Raw genomic sequence first — 23,197 nt, 5'->3', positions numbered from 1 at the left:
CTCCTATGCGGGGACGCGGCCGACGGCCAGTGCCCGGTAGTGCTCCTCGAGTTCGTCCAGGAATTCCGGGCTGAAAATTCGGTAGCCAAGTTCCAGGGGTTCCAGAAGCGCCGCTGCCGGGGCGGCAGAATATGGGGCGCAGGATGCCGGGGCCAGGAAAAGTGTGTTCGCCATGGTCAGTATGTGTGCGGCATTACCGGCGATACTCACCGGAACCGAAAAAGGCCGCCCCGTCACTTGGACGGGGCGGCCCTCAGACAGCAGGGTTAGATCTGCAGTAACCCGGTCGCGGGGACACCCGGCGCAGGTAGTGCCCCGAGCATATGTGCAGCCGCGTTCAGCAGCGGCATGCCGGCCAATGCGACAGCCACCAGGACAAGCACGGTGATGACTAGGGCAATGATGATGCGCTGCTTTGTGCTCGCCGGAGGTTTCTTCGACGACATGGCCTTCTGGATGTCGGCCTCGACATCAAATTTCGGGATTGCCCCCTCACCCATCGTTACCCGTGTCGTGGCCGGAGCGGCGGCTACAGGCGGGGCCGTCGCGATTTCGGAGTACCCGACGCGGCGTTGACCGCTCTGCTTGAGGACCTGCAGTAGGGCCTCCTCGGAAGGATCAGCGGAGACGGCAGCTTTCACCGACTGTGGACCCGCCTCAGGGTAGAACGGCGTGATCTCTCCTGCCTCGGAAACCAGATCGCGGGTGACACTGCCGTTGGGGTGTGTGGTGGTCATCATCAGCTTGCCGTTTTCACGGGCATACCGCGTCAGCAGTTGCAGCAGAGAGGCCATGGTCAGGCCGGATCCACCCGGTACAGCAGCACTGTCGATCAGGACGTCGACGGAGCCGTCTGGATTGACCCTGGCCTGCAGCGGAATGTATTCGTCCATGGTGGCTCCCATAGGTCAGGCCGCCTGGGTGGTCTGGAGCGACTGAAGATCTTCCACGGACTCCCAATAGGTGTCGCGGGTCAGCGTGAGCCACCCGAGGGCTTCCGTTGCCGGGCCTTCCAGGAACTCCTGGACGGTGGCGTAGATTCCGTCGCGGGATTCGAGTTCGATCCGGGCCCAAAATTCTTCTGCGGGCTCCTCATCGTCGGTCGGAACTTCGTCGAGTTGGACGCCGGCCAGCGAAGCGACGACGGCGATCGTTTTCCGGACCTCAGCCAACGGGGTGTTTTCTTCGGCGTCGTAGGAGTCCATGACGACCTCCATGAGGGAGTCGGCCAGGATTGCCCACTGAGCCTGCGTGGCCGGCTCAGCCAAGGCCATCGCCGACTGGAGCGCCCAGTTCGGGTTGGTCTCGAGCGCCAGGTACAGGTCCAGGTCGATTGAGTCGAGCAGGTCATCAACACCACCGGACTGCCATTCCTCGACACGGGCCAGATCAATCTCGTTCTCAACGTCGATCCCGACGGTGGCGAGAATATCCAGCCAGCCGTCCTCGATGCTGTACAGTCCGGATGCGGTCAGCTCCAGTGCCACCCGGATGGACCACATGGTCGTTGACTCCACCTCAAGGGCGCCGTCCGGGCCGGAGGGCAGGTTGTAGCGGCCGGCGAGACGCGGCGGCAGCCAGAACAGCGGGTGCCACATGATCTCAGGTTTGACGGCGGAGAACTGCCGGGCGCCAGCGGCCACCTGCGTGTAGATGGGCAGTGGAACGGAGCAGATCGGGTCCGCTGTGAACCGATTCGGTGTCAGACCGGTCGCCTCCTGCCATTCCGTGAAACGGAAGGCTGTGTCCATTGAGGACTTGGACAGGAGGAGGGTGTCGCCTGGCTCGGTGAGCATCCGGCGGCGTTTGATGTCCATGGTGATAAACCCCTGAGTGCTTGTAGTGGTTGGCCTCTGCCCTGAAACATGCGTAGACGTTGCAGCTATAGCCGTGGGGCGTTTCCGAGCATAGGTCCAGTATCAGCCACCACACCCAGTGGGGCCCATCGGCCGTCTCTTAGGCCGCAGGCGGCCCGGGTTTAGGGCAGAGATCCCGCCTTTGCCGCACACATTGAGGAACATGACTACTGCCTTGACCTATCGACCAAGCGACGCATCGCATGGCGCTCTGCCGGCTGACGGACACATCAGTGCCGCCGATGACTATCCCGGCCTTTACACCTGGCAGCAGGAAGCCGTGGACTGCTGGCGTGCCGCTGGCCGCCGCGGAGTCATCGAAGCCGTCACCGGTTCAGGGAAGACGCGGGTAGGAATTGCGGCCGCTTTTGAAGCTGTCCGCCGCGGGTTCAAAGTCCTTGTCCTCGTCCCGACCGCTGAACTGCAGACGCAGTGGCTGCGCGCGTTAAGGAAAGACCTTCCTGGTGCCAGCCGGGGAGCCCTGGGGGATAACCACCACGACAGTCTGGACACGGTCGAGGTCCTGGTCGCTATCGTTCATTCGGCCGCGACGCGCCAAACCCTGCGTGACCATAAGGCCGGACTCATCATCGCCGACGAATGCCACCGCTACGCCGCCCCACTGTTCGCTGAGGCTTTGGAGACCGGCTATACGTGGCGTTTGGGATTGTCTGCCACTTACGAACGCGCCGATGGAGAGCACCTCGTCCGCCTCGCACCCTTTTTTGGCGACATCGTCTTCCGTCTCTGGTACGACCGTGCGCTGGCCGACAACATCATCGCACCCTTCGACGTCGCCATGGTCGGGGTTGAACTTACGGCCCCCGAGCGCGACGAATACGACGCGTTCACCGAGACGATGGCCAAAGCCGTCGGACCCTTGGAGATATACCTCCACATCCCGCGGAACCCGTTCGCACCATTCATCACCGCCGTCGCTCATCTGGCTGATAGCAAGGTCGACTCGCCCGGCCCGGCTCTGGCACGCAAATACATGGCCGCCATGACCGGGCGGCAGAACCTGCTCGCAGAGACGCCGACAAAGCGGATGGCCTTGGCAGCCCTGAACCCGGCGATCACAGCGTCCGGACCTACCCTTGTCTTCACGCAGACCAAAAAGTCGGCTTTGGCTTCCGCCCAGATCTGCACAGCGATGGGCAACTCGTCCGCGACTGTTATGTCCGGCATGGGTAAGGATGCGCGTGCAGCGGCCCTCGGTGCCTTCCGGGACGGAACCGCGAAAGTCCTTACCGCCCCGCGCGTCCTGGATGAAGGAATTGACGTGCCCGAGGCCGATCTGGGGATCATGGTCGCAGCCAGTAGTAGTCAGCGGCAACTTGTTCAACGCCTTGGCCGGGTTATCCGCAAGAAAGCTGATGGCCGTGCCGGGCGCTTCGTCGTGCTCTACTCCCTGAACACGGTCGAGGACCCGAAGGTGCGTGGGGAAGAGTACCTCGGCGCCGTCCTTCCGTATGCCCGGCGGCAGGGGGTGTTCCGGATCGAGACGGATGTTGAGGCGATCGAAGAATTCCTGGCTTACGTCGCACCACCGGTAGCGGTTAAAGCCCCTGAACGGCCAGTCACTGAACCGCCGGCAGAACCTTTCCTCCTCGAACATGTAGAGGGTGACTGGACTGACGAGCCGGTCCTGAGCGGGGAGATCGGTGAGGACATCCGCCAGTACCTGAACCAGATCGGTGACGTGGACCTGCTGGGTGCGGATGAGGTGACCGACCTGGCCATGGCGATTGAGGCAGGCTTGTATGCCGAGCACAAGCTCGTGACCACCACCCCAGAGGGCCGACGGGCCATCCTGGAGCTGGAGACTATCGCCGCAGAAGGACGGGCCGCAACGTTGACGCTCGTGCGCAGCAACCTGCGCCTCGTTGTATCAATTGCCAAGCGCTACACCGGATCCGGTATGGACTTCCTGGACCTCATCCAGGAAGGCAACATCGGCCTCTACCGCGGGGTCCAGAAGTTCGACTACAAGAAAGGCTTCAAATTCTCCACCTACGCAACCTGGTGGATCCGGCAGGCCATCACGCGCGGGATCGCTGACAAGTCCCGTACGATCAGGATTCCTGTTCACATCAACGAACAGATCCTCAGTGTTTACGGTGCGGAACGGGAATTCCTTCAGCGTGAAGGACGTGACGGAACTGTCGAAGAGATTGCTGCCGGCTCCGGCAAAACAGTCGAGGAGGTCATCCGTCTCCGGCGGCTGCGGGTCCTCCCTGCTTCCCTTGACTGGGAAGTCCCGAACGGGAGCGGCGGCCTTGAACTCTTGGGTGAAACCCTGTACGACCCGGATGAGCCAACAGCTTTCGACACAGCCGTCTATGACGCACTGCGTACCGCGCTGCACAGCAGGTTGGACCGACTGACCCAACGCGAGGCGGGCATCATCGCTTATCGGTACGGGTTGGCCACGGGGGAGGCAATGACCCTGGATGAAATCGGCAGGATCTACGGCGTCACCCGTGAACGGATACGGCAGATTGAAACGACCGCCATGGCAGCGCTGCGGGAATCTTCCTCCGCGTCCGGGCTGAGAGACTTCTTCGACGGTCACACTAGCCTTGTGCTCGGCAAATCCGGAAGGAGCCTCCCGGCACCCGCGGCGCCCTCCAAGTCGGCGAAAGCTGCCAAGCCTGCCAAGGCCCGGAAGGTGGCGGCAGGTACCGGGCCGGTGAAGCATCGGAAGAAGTGGGAGATGGCGTTGTCGAATCTGGTGTCCTTCGTTGCCCGTGAAGGTCATGCCCTGGTCCCGGTTAAGCATGTCGAAGCCGGCCACAACCTTGGCGCTTGGATCAACAACCAGCGCAACGCGCTGCGGCTGGGGACCATCACGCCGGAGAGGATCGCTGCGATCGACGCAGTGGACGTCTCATGGCGCAAAAATAAGCTCGCCCCCTGGGAATCCGAGCATGTTCTCCGGGCGCCAGTGAAGGCGGAACCGGCACCGGAAGATGCTGTCATCGTGCCTGATGGGGTGGACCCGTTTGCGGAACCCGCACCTGCGCCGCACCGTGCCACCACGGCTGCACTGGAGGTCGACCCGTTCGATGATCCAGCATTCGGAGCTGATTCCTTTGACGCCGTCATGGTGGGCGATGACGAGGATCCGTTCGCCTGATACATGAAGGGAGGCCCGTCGGGTGCGGGGACGCATAGGACTGTCATGGCTAACACCTCAAAAGATAAAGGCGACCGCTTCGAACGCGAGTCGGTGCCCATGGTGGTGAACCTTCTCCCGGAGTTCGCACTGGAGAAGGCAATGCGCTACCTTGGCGCCGGACGCAAAGAAGACGTCGGGGACCTCTACGTCCTGCCGGACGCGGCCATACAGGTAAAGGCATGGGACAACATGGGCGGAGCAATCCGCACCGCCGTGGCCGGGTCCGTCATCCAGGCCGGCCACGGGGACAAGGTATACGCCCTCGGCATGGTCCCTATCCTGGGCGCCCGCGCTCACCAGGTCCGCTGGCTCGCCTGCGTCGCGCCGGGCCGCTGGCCGGTGCCGGTGGAACCAGTGGCCGAATTCGCCATGGTGTCCAAAGCTCTCAAATGGGTCAAGGACGACACTGGCCCTTACGGTTACCGCATTTGGGAAAGGCTGGAGCGAATCGGTCTGCTCGGCGGACCGGGAGAACCGGCCTTGATTGCCCCTATTGAAGCCTGGGCGGCCGCCTACCGGCAGGCGCACACGAACACCCTGCAGCTGGCCGCCTGAACATAGCTCAACATAGCGGTTGGGCGTATTCTGGGTGCATGACTGACGACTGGGTCCCAGGGCTGGGGGATATGGCAGTAGAGGGTGCCGCAGAGGGTGACTCTGCGGCTCCAGAGTATGACGCCGCAGGCGCGGATAGGGTCGGAATCGACCGCGATGGACTCCAACTCCATACTCGTTTTCTCACCCACACCGAAGCTCAGACTGTGGGGGCGATTGCCGAGCGGACTAATATCGTTGCCGGCTCCCTCGGCGGCAGCGCGGAGCTGGCCCGGCTCATGGATGTGTCCAGCAGCCAGCCGCCTCGGTGGATCAGCGGTGAAGAAACCCCAGACCCGGAAAACCAGCGAATCCTGATCGACCTGGACTATGTCCTGGCGAGGGCAAACCTGCTCTGGCCACCCAAAGTGGCGCTCGAGTGGCTGAACGGACCCAACTCGTACCTGGACGGGGGCCGCCCCATCGACGTCGTCAAAATGCGCGGACCCTCACAGGTGATCGAAGCGCTGGACGCTGAGATGTCCGGATCATTCTCCTAAATGCTCGCGTATCGGGTGTTTCCGCACCTGGCTGCAGCCCGCATGGGAAAGACCGGTTCGGCGGACTATCTTTACAAGCGGCAGGGAGGTGGCCGGATTGATAACCCGGCGCATTACGACATGTGGTATCTGGCGTTGACTAAGGAGGGAGCTATCGGCGAAACCTTTGGCAATGTCCCTGTCTGGTCTGATGAGATGTTTGACTTCCCGGCACTTCCCGGAAGCAGGCGGGCTTTGGCGACGTTCAGCATCCCGGACGGTCTGGCCCTTATTGACCTTGATGACGCCCAGACGCTGCTGGACCGGCACCTGCGTCCCACTCAGGTCATTTCCCGGAACCGACCCTTGACCCAGACCTGGGCGCTGAAGATTTTCGAGTTCCGCAACGACGCCGGCGAACGAAAATGGGCAGGGGTGAAATGGTGGTCATTTCAACGGCCGCAATGGTCCATTGTCGGCATCTGGGTTGCGCCCGGAAGTCCACAGCCTCACCGGTTTGTAGGAGTAGAGGAACTGACTTTGTCGCACCCCTCAATCGTTGACGCCGCAACGTCATTGAGCAGGACTTTCCGCTGACGCGACGGGCTGTTCGCCTCCCAGCGAACTACTGGCGCTGCAGACCGGCGCAGCCGCACACATTCATGGTGAAAGTACTCCACACTCCTAAAAGGGACCACCATGAACGAGCACAACCGCCAACCCAAAGGAATCCCGTCCGGTGGCGAATTCGCCGCAACCGCCCACAGCGAGCCCGGAGTTGCCCTGGCCGCTCCAACCCTGGAACGGCCCGTCGAAACGCAGCGGAGCCGCCGTGGACACGATTTCTACCCGACGGCAGTCGAGATGGCGACTTGGCCGAAGCTGTACGCGACCGAAAACGATAGCCCCCTTGGCGACAAGCCACTCCAGGCACACTATTTCCAGGGCAGTATGGACTGGTATGTCGCGGAGTATGACCCGAAAGAAAACGAGGCGTTCGGGTACGCCGACCTGGGTGTCGGACACGGGGAGTGGGGCTACATTCCACTCGGCGACGTCGAGGAAGTGAGTGGCCAGTTCGGACTGCCCATTGAACGCGATCTGGACTTCAAGCCGGGCACGCTGGCCAAGGAATGCATTCCGAAGTACAAGGATGAGGCAGCGGTCAACACTGCCGAAGCAGAGGCAGCCTTGGCAGCCGCGCTGATTGGCGGACCGGACAGCGTCAACTTCGGCTGGGACGGTCCCGACGAGCCGGACCCGCTCAGCCCCGAGGATCGTAAGCAGTGGGACGAGCATCACAGTTTCGCGTACGACTATGGGCACTCAGTCTTGGGTGTCACAGGATTTGAGGACCGGGACACTGTCGAGCGGTTCGCCGGGTTCGCCGCCGACGCCTACCAGGAGTCCGGCTGGAACGGCAACATGGACATCCACGGCGTCGTCGATGACTGGATGCAGCAGGAACGACCCCTCGGCTGACGTACGCAGCATTGGTCCGGTAGCACCTCGTCGTGCCGCCGGACCTTTCGCTGCCCGGGGAGCGGCCGTCAGTCCTCCGTACACATGAAGACTGCAAGCCACATCCGACCCTAAGGAGAGATCATGCCTACCGAAGCCCGCAGTCGTGTCATCGCAGTAGAGAGAACTGTGAACCACCCGCTTCAGGACACGGCTGACGCCTACGCCGACGCTACGGGATACATCGACCAATTGCCCGAACAGACCGAAAACTTCCGTGCTGACCAGCTTCGCACTTCGTTCCGTCGGAACGGTTCCACACTCATGGGCCTTAGGGGCCCTGAGCGGGAGTATGTGATTGACAGGTCGATTCAGTCGGTGCTTGAGATCGGGTTCATTCTCGGCGATCTCCAAAACGACTGGCGACGGTAGGAGAGCGGGGAGAGACTTTCCGGAGTCCGCACACATAACGTCCGGCACCAAGTGCCGGCAGTTTGACCGCCTTTGACCGTATGCCTCCCGATGGGGCATAACGGTCAGCGTCCTGGGAGTCGGGACGGGGGTTCACCCCAGGCAGGGATGCTGCGCTACAAGGCCCGGTACGGACGCCACTGCGGCGCCCGCCGGGCCTTTCAGCTGGCCGGGCAAAGACACCAGCACCTCCGCACACATGAGGGTTATGGAACCCCTCCCCGGTCTGGACTTCACGGCCATTGATTTTGAAGCAGCTAACTCCGACCGTAGCTCCGCCTGCGCGGTGGGCGTCACGACAGTATGCGACGGCCTGATAACCGCCACCGAGTCGTGGCTGATCCGCCCGCACACCGGCCCGGAATCCTTCGACAAATACGCCATCCGGGTTCATGGGATCACGCCCGATATGACGGCCGATGCTCCCTCACTGGAAGAATCAATGCACAAGCTGGCTTCCCTGATCGGTGACGGTCCGGTGCTCGCCCACAACATCAGCTACGACGCCGGGGTGCTCCGCCGGTCGTTCACCATCGCCGGCCTGCCGCAGCCGCGGAACGAATTCCGCTGCACCGAGACACTGTCCCGGACCACACTCCAGCTCGGCAAACACAAACTCCATCTGGTGGCTGAACATCTTGGCTTGCCCTCTTTCGCCCAGCATGACGCCGGAGACGATGCGCTCACCTGCGCCCGCATTGCCGTGGAAATCGGCCGCCGCCGCGGCGCCACCTCGATCACGAACCTCTACCGCGGCTTGGGCATCGGATGACGATCAGAGCATCTGCCGCACACAAGGAAGATATGACCACGACCACACTGCTCGACACACCCGCAGTCGGCGCCCGTTACCGCCGGCACTCCACCGGACGGATCTGGCACGTCACCAGGATCTGCGACTCGGGGCTCATTGCGCTCACCGAAGACTTCTACGGCTGCGAGGCCAGAGACTACGTCAGCCTAACCGACTTCGCTGATGCGTACGAGCCAGCGACCTGACGTGGACCGTCCGCGGGCCCGCCGCACACATTGGGTACATGGAAAACAGCACGCCACGCCACGCCCGTACGGCACCCCGCATCCCGGTCGGTATCGGCTTCACCTACCGGGACACAGGAACCGGGAAAGTGTGGACCCTGAGTGGCCTGCGGTCCGGGCGGACCGTCGTCCTGGCCCGCGGCAGCACGCGCGAGCCCTTGGAGGTCCGCGACCGCGTCAGCCTTGACGACCTCGCCGATCACTACGAGCACGTCGGCTGCGACCACGACAACTTCTGCTGCACCCTCCATCACGAGCACGTCATACCTCACCGTGGCTGCATGCTGCGCTGAAGCCTGACCGGGGCAACCCGCCCCGGTCAGATGCTTGGTCAGTTAGCGGACGGACCGCCTGCACGCAGGAACCTAACGATGGCTTCCGCTTCGGCGGCGAGCCCCTGGGCGTTCAGTGCTGTGGTGATGGCCGCACCCAGCGCGGGCCACGTGGCTGGCTTCCACTTGTCTTTGGCGAGTTCCTGGTCGTCGAACGCGTCCTTGACGGTTTGGTAGTCGAAATCGCCGCGATGGATTCCCTTGCGGCCCCACGGTCCGTACAGGGCAAGCATCTCGGCGTCCACCGGGTTGCCCAGCCAGACGTACTTCACAGTGCCGTCCAGGCGGTCGTCGACGCAGGTGTGGAGGGCATAGCAGATTGCCTGGTTTGAGTAGCCCAAAGCGTCGTCAGGGCAATAGCCGTGGCCTCCGTTGACCATGGCGCCGAACTTCGCCTCGACCGCAACGACGGGGGTCCAGGACTTGGCCCCTTTGGTTGTTGGCGCGTCTTCATCGCGTCGACCGATCACGAGGTCGATGGACCTCTTATTGGGTGCTTCTGAGTCGAATCTGAATTCCAGCCCGGAAACGATCTGGAGCCGGTCCCGGTCCTCAACGCCGGCGGCGGTGCAGAGATAGCCAATCACGGCATCCTCAAGGTCTCCACCGAACATGGTCATGAAGCCTGTGACCTGGGCTTCGGTGGCGACTCTCCCTTCGCTGCGCAGGATCCTGTTGAAACGCTCGTGCTTGCCGCGGTGTTTGTTGGCGGCATCAGGGTGCAGGAGGCCCTTTTTGATGAGGTGTTCGACGGTGATTTTCGGTGCAGAGGTCATGGAGTGCCTTTCGGAAGATATTTGATGGGGTGGAGAATTGGGGGAGAGCTTAGAGCCACATGACTGAGCCGCCCTGGCGTGTCTCGTATCGCTGGCCGATGAGGGTGAACGCGAATATCTGCTCCTCCTCGGTGGATGTCTCCGGGAAGGTCTTCTCGTAGGACTTCAACTCCCCGGTAAGCCGGCCCAGCAGCTCGAGCTCAAACCGGGCCCTGCGCGGATCCCTGGACGGGACGGCCTTGATGACCTTAGTGACCCCGGAGATGACGCCGCCGAGCCCGATCAGCAGGTAGCCGACCTTCTCGATCCGGTCAGCGCCGGCACCGGTCCAGTCGCCGCGCTGGGCGTTCAGCCAGTCCTTGTCACTGAGGGTGGGAGCGTCACCCCACCACTTGCGCCAGTCGTCCGTACCTTCCTCCGCCGGGGCTGTCTGGATGAGGGGCAGTTTGCCGCCTGCGGAAACGAGGTCGGCCTTCCTGATCGGGGCCAGGGAGGACAGCGACAGATCTTTGAGGTAGCCGGCTTCCAGGAGCTTGGTGATGTTCCGTCGGGTGGTCTGCAGATATGCAGCTGCACCATTCGGGGTCAGCACCTCATCGAGTATCGGCTCGGCGGGTGTGATGGTGAGTTCGGGGAGGGTCATGAGTTCCTTCTTTCTCTGTGTCTTAGCGTCTGATCTACACACTAACAGAATTGTGTAAGTGTGTAAATGTTTAGAGACGAGAGGCTATGGGGGTGCCTCACATATATGCAGGGCCATCCCGTTCCGGGAGGCAACCGACACCGCCCCGGACCGCTGACACCCGTCATCTGCCGGAGCGCATAGGGGAGACCAAGGACCGAAGCAGTGGTCCACAACAAAGGACGGTGCTGACTGTGACGGGGAACCTGATCTATTTCTCCTCCGTCTCCGACAACACCCACCGTTTCGTTCAGAAGCTCGGAGTGCCCGCCGACCGGCTACCGCTCCACACATCCGATGACACCCTGATCGCCACCGAACCGTTTGTTCTGGTCACTCCCACTTACGGGGGCGGCCCTGAAGGCGGGGCGGTACCGAAACAGGTCATCAAATTCCTCAACGTCGAAACCAACCGGAACCTTATCCGTGGGGTCATCGCGGCAGGGAATACCAACTTCCATGACTCCTACTGCATTGCAGGGGATGTCATTTCGGCCAAGTGCCGCACACAACTGTTGTACCGAGTAGAACTGATGGGCACCCCGGAAGACGTGGAGCGTGTCCGAACTGAATTGGAGAAATTTTGGAAACGAACACCCTCGCGCCTGAGCGCGTAAGCAAGGACGATGCACTTCCCGAGATGTACAAGGGCCTTGGTTATCACGAGCTGAACGCCTACCTGAACCTGTATGGAGCCGACGGCAAAATGCAGTTCGGTGCCGACCGTGAAGCTGCACGTCAGTACTTCCTGCAGAACATTAACCAGAACATGGTCTTCTTCCATGACCTGCAGGAAAAGCTCGACTATCTCGTCACCAACAAGTACTACGAAGAAGGCCTGTTGGCCAAGTACAGCTTCGATTTCATCAAGAACCTGTACAAGCAGGCCTATGCACTCAAGTTCCGCTTCCCGACCTTCCTGGGCGCCTTCAAGTTCTACACCTCCTATGCGATGAAAACCTTCGATGGCAAGCGGTACCTGGAGCGCCTTGAAGACCGCGTCACGATGGTCGCCCTCGGACTGGCTGATGGCAACGAAGCGATCGCACGTCAGCTTGTCAACGAGATCATCTCCGGACGTTTCCAACCGGCCACCCCGACATTCCTGAACACCGGCAAAGCCCAGCGCGGCGAGCTGGTCTCCTGCTTCCTGCTCCGCACCGAGGACAACCTGGAATCGATCTTCAAGTCCGTTTCCAACTCCGGCCAGCTGTCCAAGCGTGGCGGCGGCGTCGCCGTCTGCCTGACCAACCTTCGCGAAGTAGGCGCACCGATCAAGCAGATCGAGAACCAGTCCTCCGGCATCATCCCCGTGATGAAGCTCCTCGAAGACACCTTCTCCTACGCCAACCAGCTCGGCCAGCGCCAGGGCGCCGGCGCCGTGTACCTCCACGCCCACCACCCGGACATCAACCGGTTCTTGGACACCAAGCGCGAAAACGCTGACGAGAAGGTACGCATCAAGACCCTCTCCATGGGTGTCGTCATCCCGGACATCACCTTCGAGCTCGCCAAGAAGGGTGAGGACATGTACCTGTTCTCGCCCTACGACGTTGAAAAGGTCTACGGCATGCCGTTCTCCGACATCAACGTCACCGAAAAATACCGCGAAATGGTCGACGACGCACGGATCAAGAAGACCAAGATCAAGGCCCGCGAGTTCTTCCAGACCCTGGCGGAAATCCAGTTCGAATCCGGCTACCCCTACATCATGTTCGAGGACACGGTAAACAGGGCGAACCCGATTGACGGCAAGATCATCATGAGCAACCTTTGTAGCGAAATATTACAAGTCAGCTCGGCCAGCACGTTCAACGAGGACCAGAGCTATGACACTGTCGGCAAGGACATCTCCTGCAACCTGGGTTCGATGAACATTGCTGCCGCCATGGACGGCGGAGACCTGGGTGCCACCGTAGAAGCAGCAATCCGCGGCCTGACCGCCGTGTCGGACCAGTCAGACATCAAGGCTGTGCCGCCGATTGCGAACGGCAATGCCAAGTCGCACGCCATCGGTCTTGGCCAGATGAACCTGCACGGATACCTGGCGCGCGAACGGATCCACTACGGCTCCGAAGAGGGCATCGACTTCACGAACATCTACTTCGCGAACATCGTCTACCACGCCATCCGGGCCTCCAACCTGATCGCCAAGGAACGCGGCCAGGTCTTCGAAGGCTTCGAGAAATCCAAGTACGCCACCGGCGAGTTCTTCGAAAAGTACGTCACCTCGGAGTGGCTGCCCGCAACAGGACGCGTCCAGGAGATTTTCGACAACGCCGGCATTTACCTGCCGACCGTCGCAGACTGGGAGCAGCTGAAGGCCTCCGTCATGGAGTACGGCATCTACAACCAGAACCTGCAGGCCGTCCCGCCGACCGGGTCTATCTCCTACATCAACAACTCGACGGCCTCGATCCACCCGATCGCGGCGAAGATCGAAATCCGTAAAGAAGGCAAGCTCGGCCGCGTCTACTACCCGGCTCCTTACCTGACGGACGACAACCAGGAGTTCTACCAGGACGCCTACGAGATCGGCTACGAGAAGATCATCGACACCTACGCCGCTGCGACCCAGCACGTGGACCAGGGCCTGTCCCTGACGTTGTTCTTCAAGGACACCGCAACGACCCGCGACATCAACAAAGCGCAGATCTACGCGTGGCGTAAAGGGATCAAGACGCTCTACTACATCCGTTTGCGCCAAATGGCTCTGGAAGGGACCGCCGTAGAGGGTTGTGTCTCCTGCGCACTTTAATGCGCAACGGCCCGCTCTGTCGCGCATAATGAGCAAAGAGTGAGTTCCTGACCGAAAGCCCCGGCAGACATCGTCCCGGGGCTTTCTGCTGCACGGGAGACGCCAGTGGGTGCCGCCTCACACGTAGCAGGTGAAGGACAAGTGCAGCCGGCTACCCCCGAGTCACTGACACATGTGGGCGCCATCAAGCTTCTGCGGGCCGAGCGGCCGGTGCACTCCGCCCGGCTCTACGCATGTTCCTCGGTGAGGCGCGAAACAAGCGCCACGGAAACCCAGCATCTCAGGACGGGGAAGCGCACCGATGCCTCTTATCGCACATTCACCGCTGCTCACTACAGCCAACCGGAAACCGGCCGCGCTCCTGGAAGCACCGACGGTCCGTCACGGCTCGTCCGGTGACCTGGCCGGCATCGCAGACCTGTTCCGGGAGCAACTGGACCGGGAACCGAGCCTGCGGCTCATCGAAGAAGCCCTGGAGAGCTTCCCGTCGGCTGTCGCGGTCTCCGAGGGCTATGTAACGGGCTTTGCCTACTGCGGCTACATGGCTCCAGACCTGGTCGAGCTGATGAACATCACCGTCCATGCCGGCTGCCGGTCCACAGGTGTTGGCACTGCCATGCTCAAGCTAGTCGAAGGACTCTTGGTTCCGGAGGCAAAGGCAGTGATGCTGACCAACAGCACCCTCTACAGCGACGGAAAGCGGCCGGCGACGAACTTCTACCTCCGGAACGGCTACGCGCTGGTGGCCTCCACCGGGTCAACGAACATGTTCTGGAAGGACCTGACGTGAACCACGTCCTGCACGTCACCGCTGATATGTTGCCGTACACCTACCGCGGTGGCTGCCCGGTGCCCGTCTCAGACCTCAAAGCTGTCATTTTCGACCACCTCGGCTTCGACGGCGCCGTCCACGAGGGCACCATCATTGTCCACCGGGCGATCGCCGGATCCCTGCTGGAAGGTCTGGCGGCTGCACTGGAGCTGGGCTTTCCGATCCAGCAGGCAGTGCCGGTTGACGATGATGCCTACCGCGGTGACGACCACGCCTCGATGGCCGCCAACAACTCCTCGGGCTTCAACTACCGCACCATCGCCGGGACCACTAGGGTGTCCATGCATTCTCTAGGGCTGGCCGTGGACATCAACCCGCTGCTGAACCCGTACCTCGCACGGGACGGAAGCTGGTACCCGGAGGCTACGCATATCGAACGCGTGGACCGTCCGGGCGCCCTCACCGCAAGCCACCACCTGACGAAAACTCTCACCGGCCTGGGTTTCGAGTGGGGCGGGTCCTGGGCCAGACCCGACTATCACCACTTTGAGTGGGCCGAGCCGCTGGGACGGTGACGGCTCGGGCCGGCTCCGCACACATAGGTGCCATGACCCGCGACATCAACAAAGCGCAGATTTACGCGGGGCGTAAAGGAATCAAAACGCTCTACTACATTCGTTTGCGCCAGATGGCCCTTGAAGGGACCGCCGTAGATGGTTGTGTCTCCTGCGCACTTTGATGCGCCCCGAGTAAGTTTCTAACAGAAAGCCCCGGCGGATATATCGTCGGGGCTTTCTGTTATCCGGAGATAGCAGGGCTTACTTCACCATCGCCATCGTCAGGTAATATCCTGCACTCAGGGCCGTTACCGACTTACCGGCCATACCGGCTGCTTTCACAGGTTGGCTCCGGTTGGTGGTGGTGCCGTCGCCGAGCTGGCCGAAGCCATTGAATCCCCAGCACCAGGTTTCCCCGTCCGAGAGCGCGCACGTGTGCGCATATCCGGTGGCCAGAGAGGTGATTTTCTTCCCGTTCAGGCCGGTGACTTTTACGGGAGTGCTCTGATTGGCGGTGGTGCCGTCACCCAGTTGGCCGGAGCTGTTTTCGCCCCAGCACCAGACGCCGTCATCCGCGGCCGCGCAGGTGTGACCGTATCCAGAGGCGATGGTGGTGATGGTCTTACCTGCCAGCCCGGCAACTTTCACGGGCCTGCTCCTGTTATTAGTGGTCCCGTCACCGAGTTCACCTTTGCCGTCGTTTCCCCAGCACCAGGCGGTCCCGTCCGCGATAGCGCATGTGTGGAAGGTTCCGGCGGTCAGTGCGGTGACATTCCGGCCAGTCAGACCGGTCTCACCCGTGACCTTCACAGGTGTGCTTTGGTCTGTCGAGTTGCCGTTACCGAGTTGGCCGAAACTGTTTTGACCCCAGCACCAGATACCCTCGTCCGTGGCCGCGCACGTGTGGGAGCCTCCAGCTGCCAGGGCGGTGATGGTAGTGCCGGTCAGACCTGCGACTTTCACGGGTGAGTTCCGTGTGATGGTGGTCCCGTCACCGATCTGGCTGGCGTAATTATTGCCCCAGCACCAAGTGTCGCCTTCTGCGGCAGCGCACGTCTGGCCGGCTCCAGAGGTCAGGGCGGTGATGGTTTTTCCTTCCAAGGCCGGAATTTTCACAGGTGTGTTCCGGGCGGATGTGTTCTCACCAATGCCGAGCTCGCCGGCGTAGTTGTTGCCCCAGCACCATGTGTCCCCATCCGCGACTGCGCACGTTTGGCCATTCCCAGCGGCCACCTTGGTGACAGCCATGCCGGTGAAGGCTGTGACACTAACAGGTGAGTTCCAGTGATCTGTGAAGGTACCGTCGCCGAGTTGTCCGTTACCGTCGTACCCCCAACCGACCAAGGGAGGAGACGCTTTAGGGTTACCCCCGATGGCGGCGACCAATGCCCGCTGGGCGGCGAGTGTAATGCATCCGGTGTCGGTGCCGGTTGTGTACGGCTGCGGGGAGCCGGTGGCGTTGGTGTCGTAGAACAGGTTCCCGGAACCAGCCACGGCGATCGCCACATAGCAGGACCCAGCAGTGTCAGCGCCTACAGCTACCACCGGGGACGGGTGCAGGTAACCGCTGGTCTGGAGCCCGGTGCTGGGCTGGTAATGGCTTTCTTTGGCTTTAGAGACTCCTTCAGCGGTCCGGACTGCGCCTAGGTCCTGCCGGGCTCCGTGGTCCTGCGCGAACGGGATGACCCCGAAAATGGCCGCCAGCACCCCCGCGGTGAGGATTCCGACGACGACCACACCCACGATGATGGAGGGCAGGTCAAAGGCACCCCGCTCATTGGCAAGTGCCCTTGCAGTCTGTAAACGCTGCACTATATGTGCTCCTCTTTCCGGCTTTTTTGGAACCTGTCAACATACAGAAGTCCGGCCCCGCGCAAAAACTGATCAGGCAGCTTCATTCGGCGGTAAAGGGCTGCACCCGATGCCACCGCGAGACCCTGGACCGGTCAGCGACCAGCGTGCCCCGACGTTGGCGATCGGGTAGCGGCCGATGTCACAGCGGCATGGGGTAGTCGCCGGACAACAGCTACATGGGCAAAAACTACGCATGTTTCAGGGCAGTCGAAGCAACCAGTTATCCGGTCCGAAAGGCAGACATGAGCTCAGCGCCCGGTTGGTACCCTCTAGCCAATGAACCAGGCATGATGGGGTACTGGGATGGCAACGGGTGGACAGGTCACAAACAGCCGCTGCCCCCAGCCCAGGAAGCCGTACCGGTGTCCGTGCACGCCCCGGAAGCTGCGCAGACCGTTCCGCAGTATGCGGCCGCCGCCAACCCCGGCGCACAGGCCTCACGACCGTGGTCCCCGGAGGCGCTGATCGGCACGGCCAGGAGATACGTGGGCGACCCTGGCGTGAGGGCGGGAGGAACTGCGGCCGCCGGCGGGGCACTGATCGCAGATGGTGTCGTCGGATTCGGGCAGAATCGGCAAGGCCTGAAAGGAGCCATCGGAACCATCATCTTCGGCGTTGTGTGGCTTTTTCTGTCGTTGACCCCCGGCATGCCCCTGCACAACGAGGTACCCCGTGCCGGCACCATCCATACACAGGCCACGGTCACAAATGTGCAGGTCAACGACAAAGGCAACTGCACGCCCGTCGCTGAGCTTGTTGTGGACGGAAAATCCTACGTCGTGCGCTCCAGCGTGAGCCAGAGTCCCTGCCCGTACATGAAAGGCGAAAAGATCGACGTCACCTACTATCCCGACGACGTCGCTGCTACAGCAGCCATCCCGCCGTCCGGTTTCTTCAAGGTGTTCCTGACGTTCGCTCCATGGATCGGGGTACTCGCAGTTATTGGTGGTGTTTGGACACTCATCAAGCGCACAGCCGAGATCGGAGGGGGAATTTTCCTCCTCCGAAAAGGTCTACTAGACCGGCGCGCCCAGAACGAAACAATGGACGCCGACGCCTGAACCGAGCACCCTATGCGGCCCTGAAACGGCCGTCGCTCTCCGGGCCGCATAGGGAAAGCCAGACACCTTGAACATCTGCCGGCATTACCGGCCCTGGTCTGGCCAGAGCACTACGAAAGAAGAACCCCATGGGATCCCTGAAACTGATTGACCGCGTTTCCGCCATCAACTGGAACCGCATCCAGGACGAGAAAGACGTTGACGTCTGGAACCGCCTGGTCAACAACTTCTGGTTGCCGGAGAAAATCCCGCTGTCCAACGATGTACAGTCCTGGGCGACCCTGACCCCGGAAGAGCAGCTGCTCACCATGCGCGTCTTCACCGGCCTGACCCTGCTGGATACCATCCAGGGCACCGTCGGCGCCGTCAGCCTCATCCCGGACGCCATCACGCCCCACGAAGAGGCTGTCTACACGAACATCGCTTTCATGGAGTCAGTGCACGCCAAGTCGTACTCCTCCATCTTTTCGACGCTCTGCTCAACCAAAGAGATCGACGAGGCATTCCGCTGGTCGGTTGAGAACGAGCACCTTCAGAAGAAGGCCCAGATCGTCATGGACTATTACGAAGGTGATGACCCGCTCAAACGCAAGATCGCCTCCACTTTGCTTGAAGGGTTCCTGTTCTATTCCGGCTTCTACCTGCCGATGTACTGGTCCTCGCGCGCCAAGCTGACAAACACCGCCGACCTGATCCGCCTCATCATCAAGGACGAAGCTGTTCACGGTTACTACATCGGGTACAAGTACCAGAAGGGGCTCGAAAAAGTCTCCGAAGCCCGTAGGGACGAGCTCAAGGGGTACACGTACGAGCTGCTGATGGAGCTCTACGAGAACGAAGTGCAGTACACGCACGACCTTTATGATTCCGTCGGACTGGCCGAGGACGTCAAAAAGTTCCTGCATTACAACGCCAATAAGGCACTCATGAACCTCGGTTATGAGCCGATGTTTGCCAGCGACACCACGGACGTCAGTCCGGCGATCCTTTCGGCCTTGTCACCGAACGCGGACGAGAATCACGACTTCTTCAGCGGCAGCGGGAGCAGCTACATTGTCGGATCATCCAAGGCTGCAGCCACCGAAGACGACGACTGGGATTTCTGATGTGAGACCCCGACCTAACTGAGCAATTGCGCAGTATTTGAGCAGTCAAAGTGTGACAACTTCGGTGGCAGTTGACCCGCAAAGTTGGCCCAACACAGCCCCGCAATACTGACGCCGACGACCCAGAAAGGACGCCGCTATGACGACTATAACGGAAGACCCCAGAGCAGCGGTAGAGGTATCCCCTTCGTGGACGATCTGGGCTGAGGGATTCGCGGCGACCGGCGAATCGGAAACTGCCTGGGCGTTGAACGAGTCACCCATCATGGCTGAAACCCTGGACGACGCGGTGCGCCAATACAGTCGGGCCAGCGACAGTCGCCATCTTTTCCGGCGGCGCAGGAACGGCACCTGGACCTACTGGGGTTGCCGTCTTTTCGATAACGAATCGGATGCCCGCGGCGCCTTCGGGTAAAGGCTCCGGCTCCAATGTAGATCCGTTCTGCCAGACCAATGACGGCAAGTGATCTAGTGGAATACATTTCCCGAAGGAAACCCACGATCGCTGAGAGCCGTATCATCACTCCACCGAAAGGCACCCATGACACAGCCCTATCCTGATACCAATGACGCACCACCGAAAGGCTTCGCTGGGCCATCTGAGCCGCCGTACCAAGGCGACCTTCCGGCGCCCTCATATCAGCAGCAGCAGCAGCAGATGTCACAGCACCAGCCAATACCCAACTTTCCGTACGGTTATCGGCAACCCAAGTCCAGGCTTGTCGCTGGGCTCCTAGGCATCTTCCTTGGCTGTTTTGGCATCCACCGCTTCTATCTGGGCTTCATTGGGGTTGCAGTCATCCAGCTCGTACTCGCGCTCGTTCTGCCCTTCTTTACATTCGGGCTTAGCCTCGTTGCCGTCGGGGTGTGGGGCTTCGTCGAGGGAATCATGATCATCGCCGCAGCCACCAGCTTCCGTCTCGACGCCCACGGTGTCCCGCTCCGCGACTGACCTTGGATCAACCCCGCACCCATCAACAACCAAAGGAGACACCTTGACCCAGATTATCCATGATCGGCCCGAACAGCTCGAACAGATCAACGCCGGCCTGCTCCAGGGCGAAACCGTTTATGCGGTCTACGACTGCATCGGTATCGGCACCGGCTTTGTCGGAATCACCAATATGCGCGTCATCTTGCAGGACAAGGGTTTTGTGGGCAACAAGCTTGCGATCACATCGGTGCCGTACAAGAACATCCGCTCCGTTTCCATGCTGTCCAACAAGTCGATGCTGGGCCGGTTCACCTCGACGTCCAGCATCGGTATCGATACCGGGGGAAGCACCAAAGAAGCCGAGTTCCGCGGCGACGACAAAGCTCGCCACGCGCACGACCTGATCCTCTGGAACGTGTTAAGCACCAGATAGCTGCAGTGCAGTAGGGGCGGCCCTGACTATCCCGGCCGCCCTTTGCTGTGCCCGGATCCTCTCCTGTCCGCACACATAGCCGGCATGAGCATACAAACCGAGGACCGCCAGGCCGCAACAGCCCCGATCAGCTCTGTCCTGTGGTCTATATCCGACGGGGAGTTCGAGAACCATTTCGTTGCTTCTCCGTCCGCAGCGGCGGTGTGGCTGACAGACACCGTAATGCGCCAGCATCGGCGAGGGCAGGCGCCCGTAGCGGCAGTGCATCTCCATGATCCGTTTCTGGGTGTCCTGTGGGACGCCACCGCGGACGTTACAGATGTTTTCACGGCCACCGGCTGGCCGGCACTCACCGGGGACATCCTGGTTCTCCGCGCCCATGTCATCGGAATCCTCACCGACATCCTCGTCTCCAACGACACGCCGCATGATGTAGCAGAGCCCGGTGTCCCCGAACCTCACACGGATACCCTCATCTGACGCCGAACGGGTGAGGGAAATACCTCTGCCGCACACATAAGAAGCAGAGAAACTACCCAATTTGGAGGACACCATGACCGTACACTTCGATCTTCAGCAGCTTGTCGGCCCCGCATACGCCCACCTGATATCCGACCAGGCCATGGTCACTGAGGATCAGCTGATCGGCCTGGCGACAAAGATTTTGCGTAACCACGACGTCCCGTTCACCGTCTTTCAGCGCGGCGACCTCATCACCGAAGACCTGGGTTCCATCCAGGAAGGCAAAGAAGACGCTGTCGCGGACGCGCTTTGGGCTGACCGCATCACGGCCCTGAAAAACCTGGGCGATGCCACAGACAACGACTGGCAGGCCATCAATGACGCCATGACCACCAAGGCCGCTGAGCTCGGGCTGGAAGCCTAAGGGAGCCAGCACCCGGGGCAGCGGGGGACAGCAACAGCCTTCTCCGCAGACACCCTGGTGAAGCGACTCGACGTATCAGAAGCGAGCATCCATATGAGACCGAACGAAACGATTGTCCACACCGTCTGGACCATAGCTGTGACAGCGGAGCGAAAGGTGACCCATTGACCTACACAGACGCAAAGCGTGCCGAATACCCGCAGCAGGACGAAACCGCGTTGCTCATCGACTTCGCCGCGGAAGTGCTGGCCCGACGCGAATTCGCCGCCACAGGCCACGCCAGCATGACCTGGGGTGAATGGATCGGCAACCGGGCCGAAACCCGTGAGTCTCGCATGGAGCCGTACCTCGAAACAGCGCGCCGGCTGTCCGCGATCGGGATGCTCACCTGGCCCACAACCGAAACGACCGGCATCACCTGGACTGTCGAAGGCCCGGGCCAAATCCGAGGTCTCAATGCCGCCCCGTCCCTGGACTGGATCCAGCCCTTCGGCCGAAACTCCCAAGGCGCCGTCGGCTACTTCCGCGCCTGCGCCACCACCGGCCAGCCGTGCCGGCTCTCCTGGTCGTTCGGGCCGAGGAAGGGGGGACTAAACGGTGGCTGAAACTCCCGAATCACAGCAGGAGGGTCACCCGGTCCTGGACTGGCTCATCGCCGACTACAAGGCCTCTGCATCGCGCCGCCGGAGCAAGGGCGAGGACGAAGTCGTGCGCTACCTGGAAATCGCGGCCCTGGAACCCACAGAGGATCTCGCCCATGCGCGCGCCACCGCCTTGGAAGAGGAGGCTGCCAGCCGCTATTTCAAAGCCTGCCGGGTGAAGCCTCCAGTCTGGAACCTGGTCGCGCGGCTCCGTGCCGCACGCACTGTCCGGCGGCTCGCCAACATCCACTCGGCCGCGCACCATGCCGACAGGATGTACTGGCTTGTACGCCGGAACCAGCGCCGTGCCGCAAATGCCCGACAGCGGGCAGAGGAGGCTGCGCTCGAAAGCCACGCCGCAGACTAGGACGGCGGCATCCGGCATCCTGTCTTCCTCATGCGGGGTGGCCGCCGGCTACGTCGAACATATTGCCCCTCTGCTCGGCACTGATGAGTCCGGCGCCGTGAGACCTGCGGGGGCTTCTCCGCCGTCGCATCCACATATCCTGACCTGCTTCGCGGCTGCAGGTCGCAACCCGACCACCGAAGGAAAGCAAATGAACGAGCACTATAAAGCCGCCGTTAACGGTCTCAACCTCATGAAGGAAATCACCGGAAGCGGTGCCCAGCCGACGGAGGCGATGACCATGACTGCCATCCTCGCGCAGGCAACACTCGCCGTCGCCGAAGAGCAGGCGAAAGCCAATGCGAATCTTGAGACCGCCAACCTCATCGCCTATACCCAGCTTTGCCGGTTAATCCGCAAGCAGGAGACAGCTGCTGCTGCGCTGGAACTGGCAGACCAGCGCATGTCCGCGTTCCCTGAGATCAAGGCAGCTCTCGCCGAGAATGCGTCGTACTGATGCCACCACGCCTGCTCATCACCGGCTCCCGCGCCTGGACCGATCGCGCTGTTATCCGTGATGCCCTCCGGAACTGGTGGGACTCCACCGGCAGGAACCCGGAAGCCGTCCTCGTCTCCGGGGCGTGCCCGAAAGGTGCCGACCGGATCTGCGAAGAAATCTGGACCCACAACGGGCTCACGGTCGAACGGCACCCGGCACAATGGAAAACGCCGGACGGAACCACCGACAAGAGAGCAGGTTTCACCCGCAATGCCGCCATGGTGGACACCGGCCCGGACCACCTGATCGCGTTCATTCTGGACGGTTCCAACGGCGCCACCCACACCCTGAAATATGCACAAAAAAAGAGCATTCCGGTCACAATCCATGAGGTAACCTCGGAAGCCGGCTGACATCGCCGATGAGCGAAACACACACGTCCCCACACATGAGGCATAGACACCCGGTGTAGGACCGGGG

31 protein-coding genes are annotated in these 23,197 nt (G+C 61.4%); 25 read left to right on the top strand and 6 right to left on the bottom strand.

The genetic code is table 11. The features are described 5' to 3' along the window. Window positions 1–3 precede the first annotated feature (3 nt). The 3 genes from IV500_RS04425 to IV500_RS04415 all read right to left on the bottom strand — a co-directional run bounded on the left by IV500_RS04425 (window position 4) and on the right by IV500_RS04415 (window position 1,817). Window positions 4–174 (bottom strand): hypothetical protein, encoded by a 171-nt coding sequence (locus IV500_RS04425; protein ID WP_196395619.1) that lies wholly within the window; start codon window positions 172–174, stop codon window positions 4–6. Window positions 175–266: 92 nt separating this feature from the next. Further along, complete coding sequence (locus IV500_RS04420) at window positions 267–893, bottom strand: hypothetical protein (RefSeq protein WP_196395618.1); 627 nt, start codon at window positions 891–893, stop codon at window positions 267–269. A gap of 15 nt (window positions 894–908) precedes the next feature. Continuing rightward, the gene (locus IV500_RS04415; RefSeq protein ID WP_196395617.1) at window positions 909–1,817 is read right to left on the bottom strand and encodes a hypothetical protein; all 909 of its coding nucleotides are present in this window, start codon (window positions 1,815–1,817) and stop codon (window positions 909–911) included. 202 nt (window positions 1,818–2,019) lie between these two features. On the opposite strand from IV500_RS04415, the gene IV500_RS04410 reads away from it, so the two are divergent. From IV500_RS04410 to IV500_RS04370, 9 genes are all read left to right on the top strand, one after another. Next, entirely contained in the window at window positions 2,020–4,995 is a 2,976-nt protein-coding gene (locus IV500_RS04410) for a sigma-70 family RNA polymerase sigma factor (protein WP_196395616.1), read from the top strand. A 45-nt stretch (window positions 4,996–5,040) separates the two neighbouring features. After that, entirely contained in the window at window positions 5,041–5,592 is a 552-nt protein-coding gene (locus IV500_RS04405; RefSeq protein WP_196395615.1) for a hypothetical protein, read from the top strand. A gap of 38 nt (window positions 5,593–5,630) precedes the next feature. Next, window positions 5,631–6,131, top strand: coding sequence for an antitoxin Xre/MbcA/ParS toxin-binding domain-containing protein (locus tag IV500_RS04400; protein ID WP_230854481.1), 501 nt, complete (start codon window positions 5,631–5,633; stop codon window positions 6,129–6,131). Beyond that, the gene (locus IV500_RS04395) at window positions 6,132–6,707 is read left to right on the top strand and encodes an RES family NAD+ phosphorylase (protein WP_196395614.1); all 576 of its coding nucleotides are present in this window, start codon (window positions 6,132–6,134) and stop codon (window positions 6,705–6,707) included. It abuts the gene before it with no gap. 102 nt (window positions 6,708–6,809) lie between these two features. Beyond that, window positions 6,810–7,592, top strand: coding sequence for a DUF2958 domain-containing protein (locus IV500_RS04390; protein ID WP_196395613.1), 783 nt, complete (start codon window positions 6,810–6,812; stop codon window positions 7,590–7,592). A 123-nt stretch (window positions 7,593–7,715) separates the two neighbouring features. Beyond that, complete coding sequence (locus IV500_RS04385) at window positions 7,716–8,003, top strand: hypothetical protein (RefSeq protein ID WP_196395612.1); 288 nt, start codon at window positions 7,716–7,718, stop codon at window positions 8,001–8,003. 247 nt (window positions 8,004–8,250) lie between these two features. Next, window positions 8,251–8,814 (top strand): 3'-5' exonuclease, encoded by a 564-nt coding sequence (locus IV500_RS04380; RefSeq protein WP_196395611.1) that lies wholly within the window; start codon window positions 8,251–8,253, stop codon window positions 8,812–8,814. 32 nt (window positions 8,815–8,846) lie between these two features. Further along, entirely contained in the window at window positions 8,847–9,041 is a 195-nt protein-coding gene (locus tag IV500_RS04375) for a hypothetical protein (protein ID WP_196395610.1), read from the top strand. A gap of 38 nt (window positions 9,042–9,079) precedes the next feature. After that, window positions 9,080–9,373, top strand: coding sequence for a hypothetical protein (locus tag IV500_RS04370; RefSeq protein WP_196395609.1), 294 nt, complete (start codon window positions 9,080–9,082; stop codon window positions 9,371–9,373). A 38-nt stretch (window positions 9,374–9,411) separates the two neighbouring features. On the opposite strand, the gene IV500_RS04365 is transcribed toward IV500_RS04370, so the two are convergent. Both IV500_RS04365 and IV500_RS04360 read right to left on the bottom strand, forming a co-directional pair. Continuing rightward, window positions 9,412–10,188 carry a hypothetical protein gene (locus tag IV500_RS04365; RefSeq protein ID WP_196395608.1) on the bottom strand — a complete coding sequence of 259 codons (777 nt, stop codon included), beginning with the start codon at window positions 10,186–10,188 and terminating at the stop codon, window positions 9,412–9,414. Window positions 10,189–10,237: 49 nt separating this feature from the next. Further along, window positions 10,238–10,831 carry a hypothetical protein gene (locus tag IV500_RS04360; RefSeq protein ID WP_196395607.1) on the bottom strand — a complete coding sequence of 198 codons (594 nt, stop codon included), beginning with the start codon at window positions 10,829–10,831 and terminating at the stop codon, window positions 10,238–10,240. 224 nt (window positions 10,832–11,055) lie between these two features. Between IV500_RS04360 and nrdI the strand changes: the two genes are divergently transcribed. From nrdI to IV500_RS21870, 5 genes are all read left to right on the top strand, one after another. Continuing rightward, complete coding sequence (gene nrdI / locus IV500_RS04355; RefSeq protein ID WP_196395606.1) at window positions 11,056–11,487, top strand: class Ib ribonucleoside-diphosphate reductase assembly flavoprotein NrdI; 432 nt, start codon at window positions 11,056–11,058, stop codon at window positions 11,485–11,487. A gap of 23 nt (window positions 11,488–11,510) precedes the next feature. Beyond that, complete coding sequence (nrdE, locus tag IV500_RS04350; protein ID WP_196395779.1) at window positions 11,511–13,628, top strand: class 1b ribonucleoside-diphosphate reductase subunit alpha; 2,118 nt, start codon at window positions 11,511–11,513, stop codon at window positions 13,626–13,628. A 301-nt stretch (window positions 13,629–13,929) separates the two neighbouring features. After that, complete coding sequence (locus tag IV500_RS04345; protein ID WP_196395605.1) at window positions 13,930–14,418, top strand: GNAT family N-acetyltransferase; 489 nt, start codon at window positions 13,930–13,932, stop codon at window positions 14,416–14,418. Continuing rightward, window positions 14,415–14,975, top strand: a complete 561-nt coding sequence (locus tag IV500_RS22105; protein WP_196395604.1) for a M15 family metallopeptidase — start codon at window positions 14,415–14,417, stop codon at window positions 14,973–14,975. The genes IV500_RS04345 and IV500_RS22105 overlap by 4 nt, the downstream gene beginning before the upstream one ends. Before the next feature lie 32 nt (window positions 14,976–15,007). Then, complete coding sequence (locus tag IV500_RS21870; RefSeq protein WP_281063988.1) at window positions 15,008–15,139, top strand: hypothetical protein; 132 nt, start codon at window positions 15,008–15,010, stop codon at window positions 15,137–15,139. Between the two features lie 79 nt (window positions 15,140–15,218). On the opposite strand, the gene IV500_RS04335 is transcribed toward IV500_RS21870, so the two are convergent. Next, window positions 15,219–16,769, bottom strand: coding sequence for an RCC1 domain-containing protein (locus IV500_RS04335; RefSeq protein ID WP_196395603.1), 1,551 nt, complete (start codon window positions 16,767–16,769; stop codon window positions 15,219–15,221). 218 nt (window positions 16,770–16,987) lie between these two features. Here IV500_RS04335 and IV500_RS21325 point away from each other — a divergent pair, with 218 nt between their 5' ends. The 11 genes from IV500_RS21325 to IV500_RS04280 all read left to right on the top strand — a co-directional run bounded on the left by IV500_RS21325 (window position 16,988) and on the right by IV500_RS04280 (window position 23,130). After that, a complete protein-coding gene (locus IV500_RS21325; protein ID WP_312875830.1) occupies window positions 16,988–17,872 on the top strand; it encodes a DUF2510 domain-containing protein in 885 nt (294 codons plus the stop codon). A 128-nt stretch (window positions 17,873–18,000) separates the two neighbouring features. Next, the gene (gene nrdF / locus IV500_RS04325; RefSeq protein ID WP_196395602.1) at window positions 18,001–18,978 is read left to right on the top strand and encodes a class 1b ribonucleoside-diphosphate reductase subunit beta; all 978 of its coding nucleotides are present in this window, start codon (window positions 18,001–18,003) and stop codon (window positions 18,976–18,978) included. Window positions 18,979–19,117: 139 nt separating this feature from the next. Continuing rightward, on the top strand, window positions 19,118–19,393 hold the full coding sequence (locus tag IV500_RS04320) for a hypothetical protein (protein WP_196395601.1): 276 nt from the start codon (window positions 19,118–19,120) through the stop codon (window positions 19,391–19,393). A 126-nt stretch (window positions 19,394–19,519) separates the two neighbouring features. Beyond that, a complete protein-coding gene (locus IV500_RS04315; protein WP_230854479.1) occupies window positions 19,520–19,930 on the top strand; it encodes a TM2 domain-containing protein in 411 nt (136 codons plus the stop codon). Between the two features lie 43 nt (window positions 19,931–19,973). Then, window positions 19,974–20,345, top strand: a complete 372-nt coding sequence (locus IV500_RS04310) for a PH domain-containing protein (protein ID WP_196395600.1) — start codon at window positions 19,974–19,976, stop codon at window positions 20,343–20,345. Window positions 20,346–20,429: 84 nt separating this feature from the next. Beyond that, a complete protein-coding gene (locus IV500_RS04305; protein WP_196395599.1) occupies window positions 20,430–20,825 on the top strand; it encodes a hypothetical protein in 396 nt (131 codons plus the stop codon). Between the two features lie 73 nt (window positions 20,826–20,898). After that, window positions 20,899–21,231 (top strand): hypothetical protein, encoded by a 333-nt coding sequence (locus IV500_RS04300; protein WP_196395598.1) that lies wholly within the window; start codon window positions 20,899–20,901, stop codon window positions 21,229–21,231. Window positions 21,232–21,395: 164 nt separating this feature from the next. Beyond that, window positions 21,396–21,836, top strand: coding sequence for a hypothetical protein (locus tag IV500_RS04295; RefSeq protein ID WP_196395597.1), 441 nt, complete (start codon window positions 21,396–21,398; stop codon window positions 21,834–21,836). Next, window positions 21,829–22,239: a hypothetical protein gene (locus IV500_RS04290; RefSeq protein ID WP_196395596.1), complete on the top strand. Its 411-nt coding sequence runs from the start codon at window positions 21,829–21,831 to the stop codon at window positions 22,237–22,239. Before IV500_RS04295 ends, IV500_RS04290 begins: the two co-directional genes overlap by 8 nt. A 190-nt stretch (window positions 22,240–22,429) precedes the next feature. Beyond that, on the top strand, window positions 22,430–22,735 hold the full coding sequence (locus tag IV500_RS04285) for a hypothetical protein (RefSeq protein ID WP_196395595.1): 306 nt from the start codon (window positions 22,430–22,432) through the stop codon (window positions 22,733–22,735). Then, entirely contained in the window at window positions 22,735–23,130 is a 396-nt protein-coding gene (locus tag IV500_RS04280) for a DUF2493 domain-containing protein (protein WP_196395594.1), read from the top strand. The genes IV500_RS04285 and IV500_RS04280 overlap by 1 nt, the downstream gene beginning before the upstream one ends. The last annotated feature ends 67 nt before the right edge of the window (window positions 23,131–23,197 follow it).

The organism is Arthrobacter terrae, from assembly GCF_015708085.1.
Classification (GTDB): Bacteria; Actinomycetota; Actinomycetes; order Actinomycetales; family Micrococcaceae; genus Arthrobacter_M; species Arthrobacter_M terrae.
Note: the sequence above shows the minus strand (reverse complement) of the source record. Positions and strands in the feature narration are given on the sequence as shown.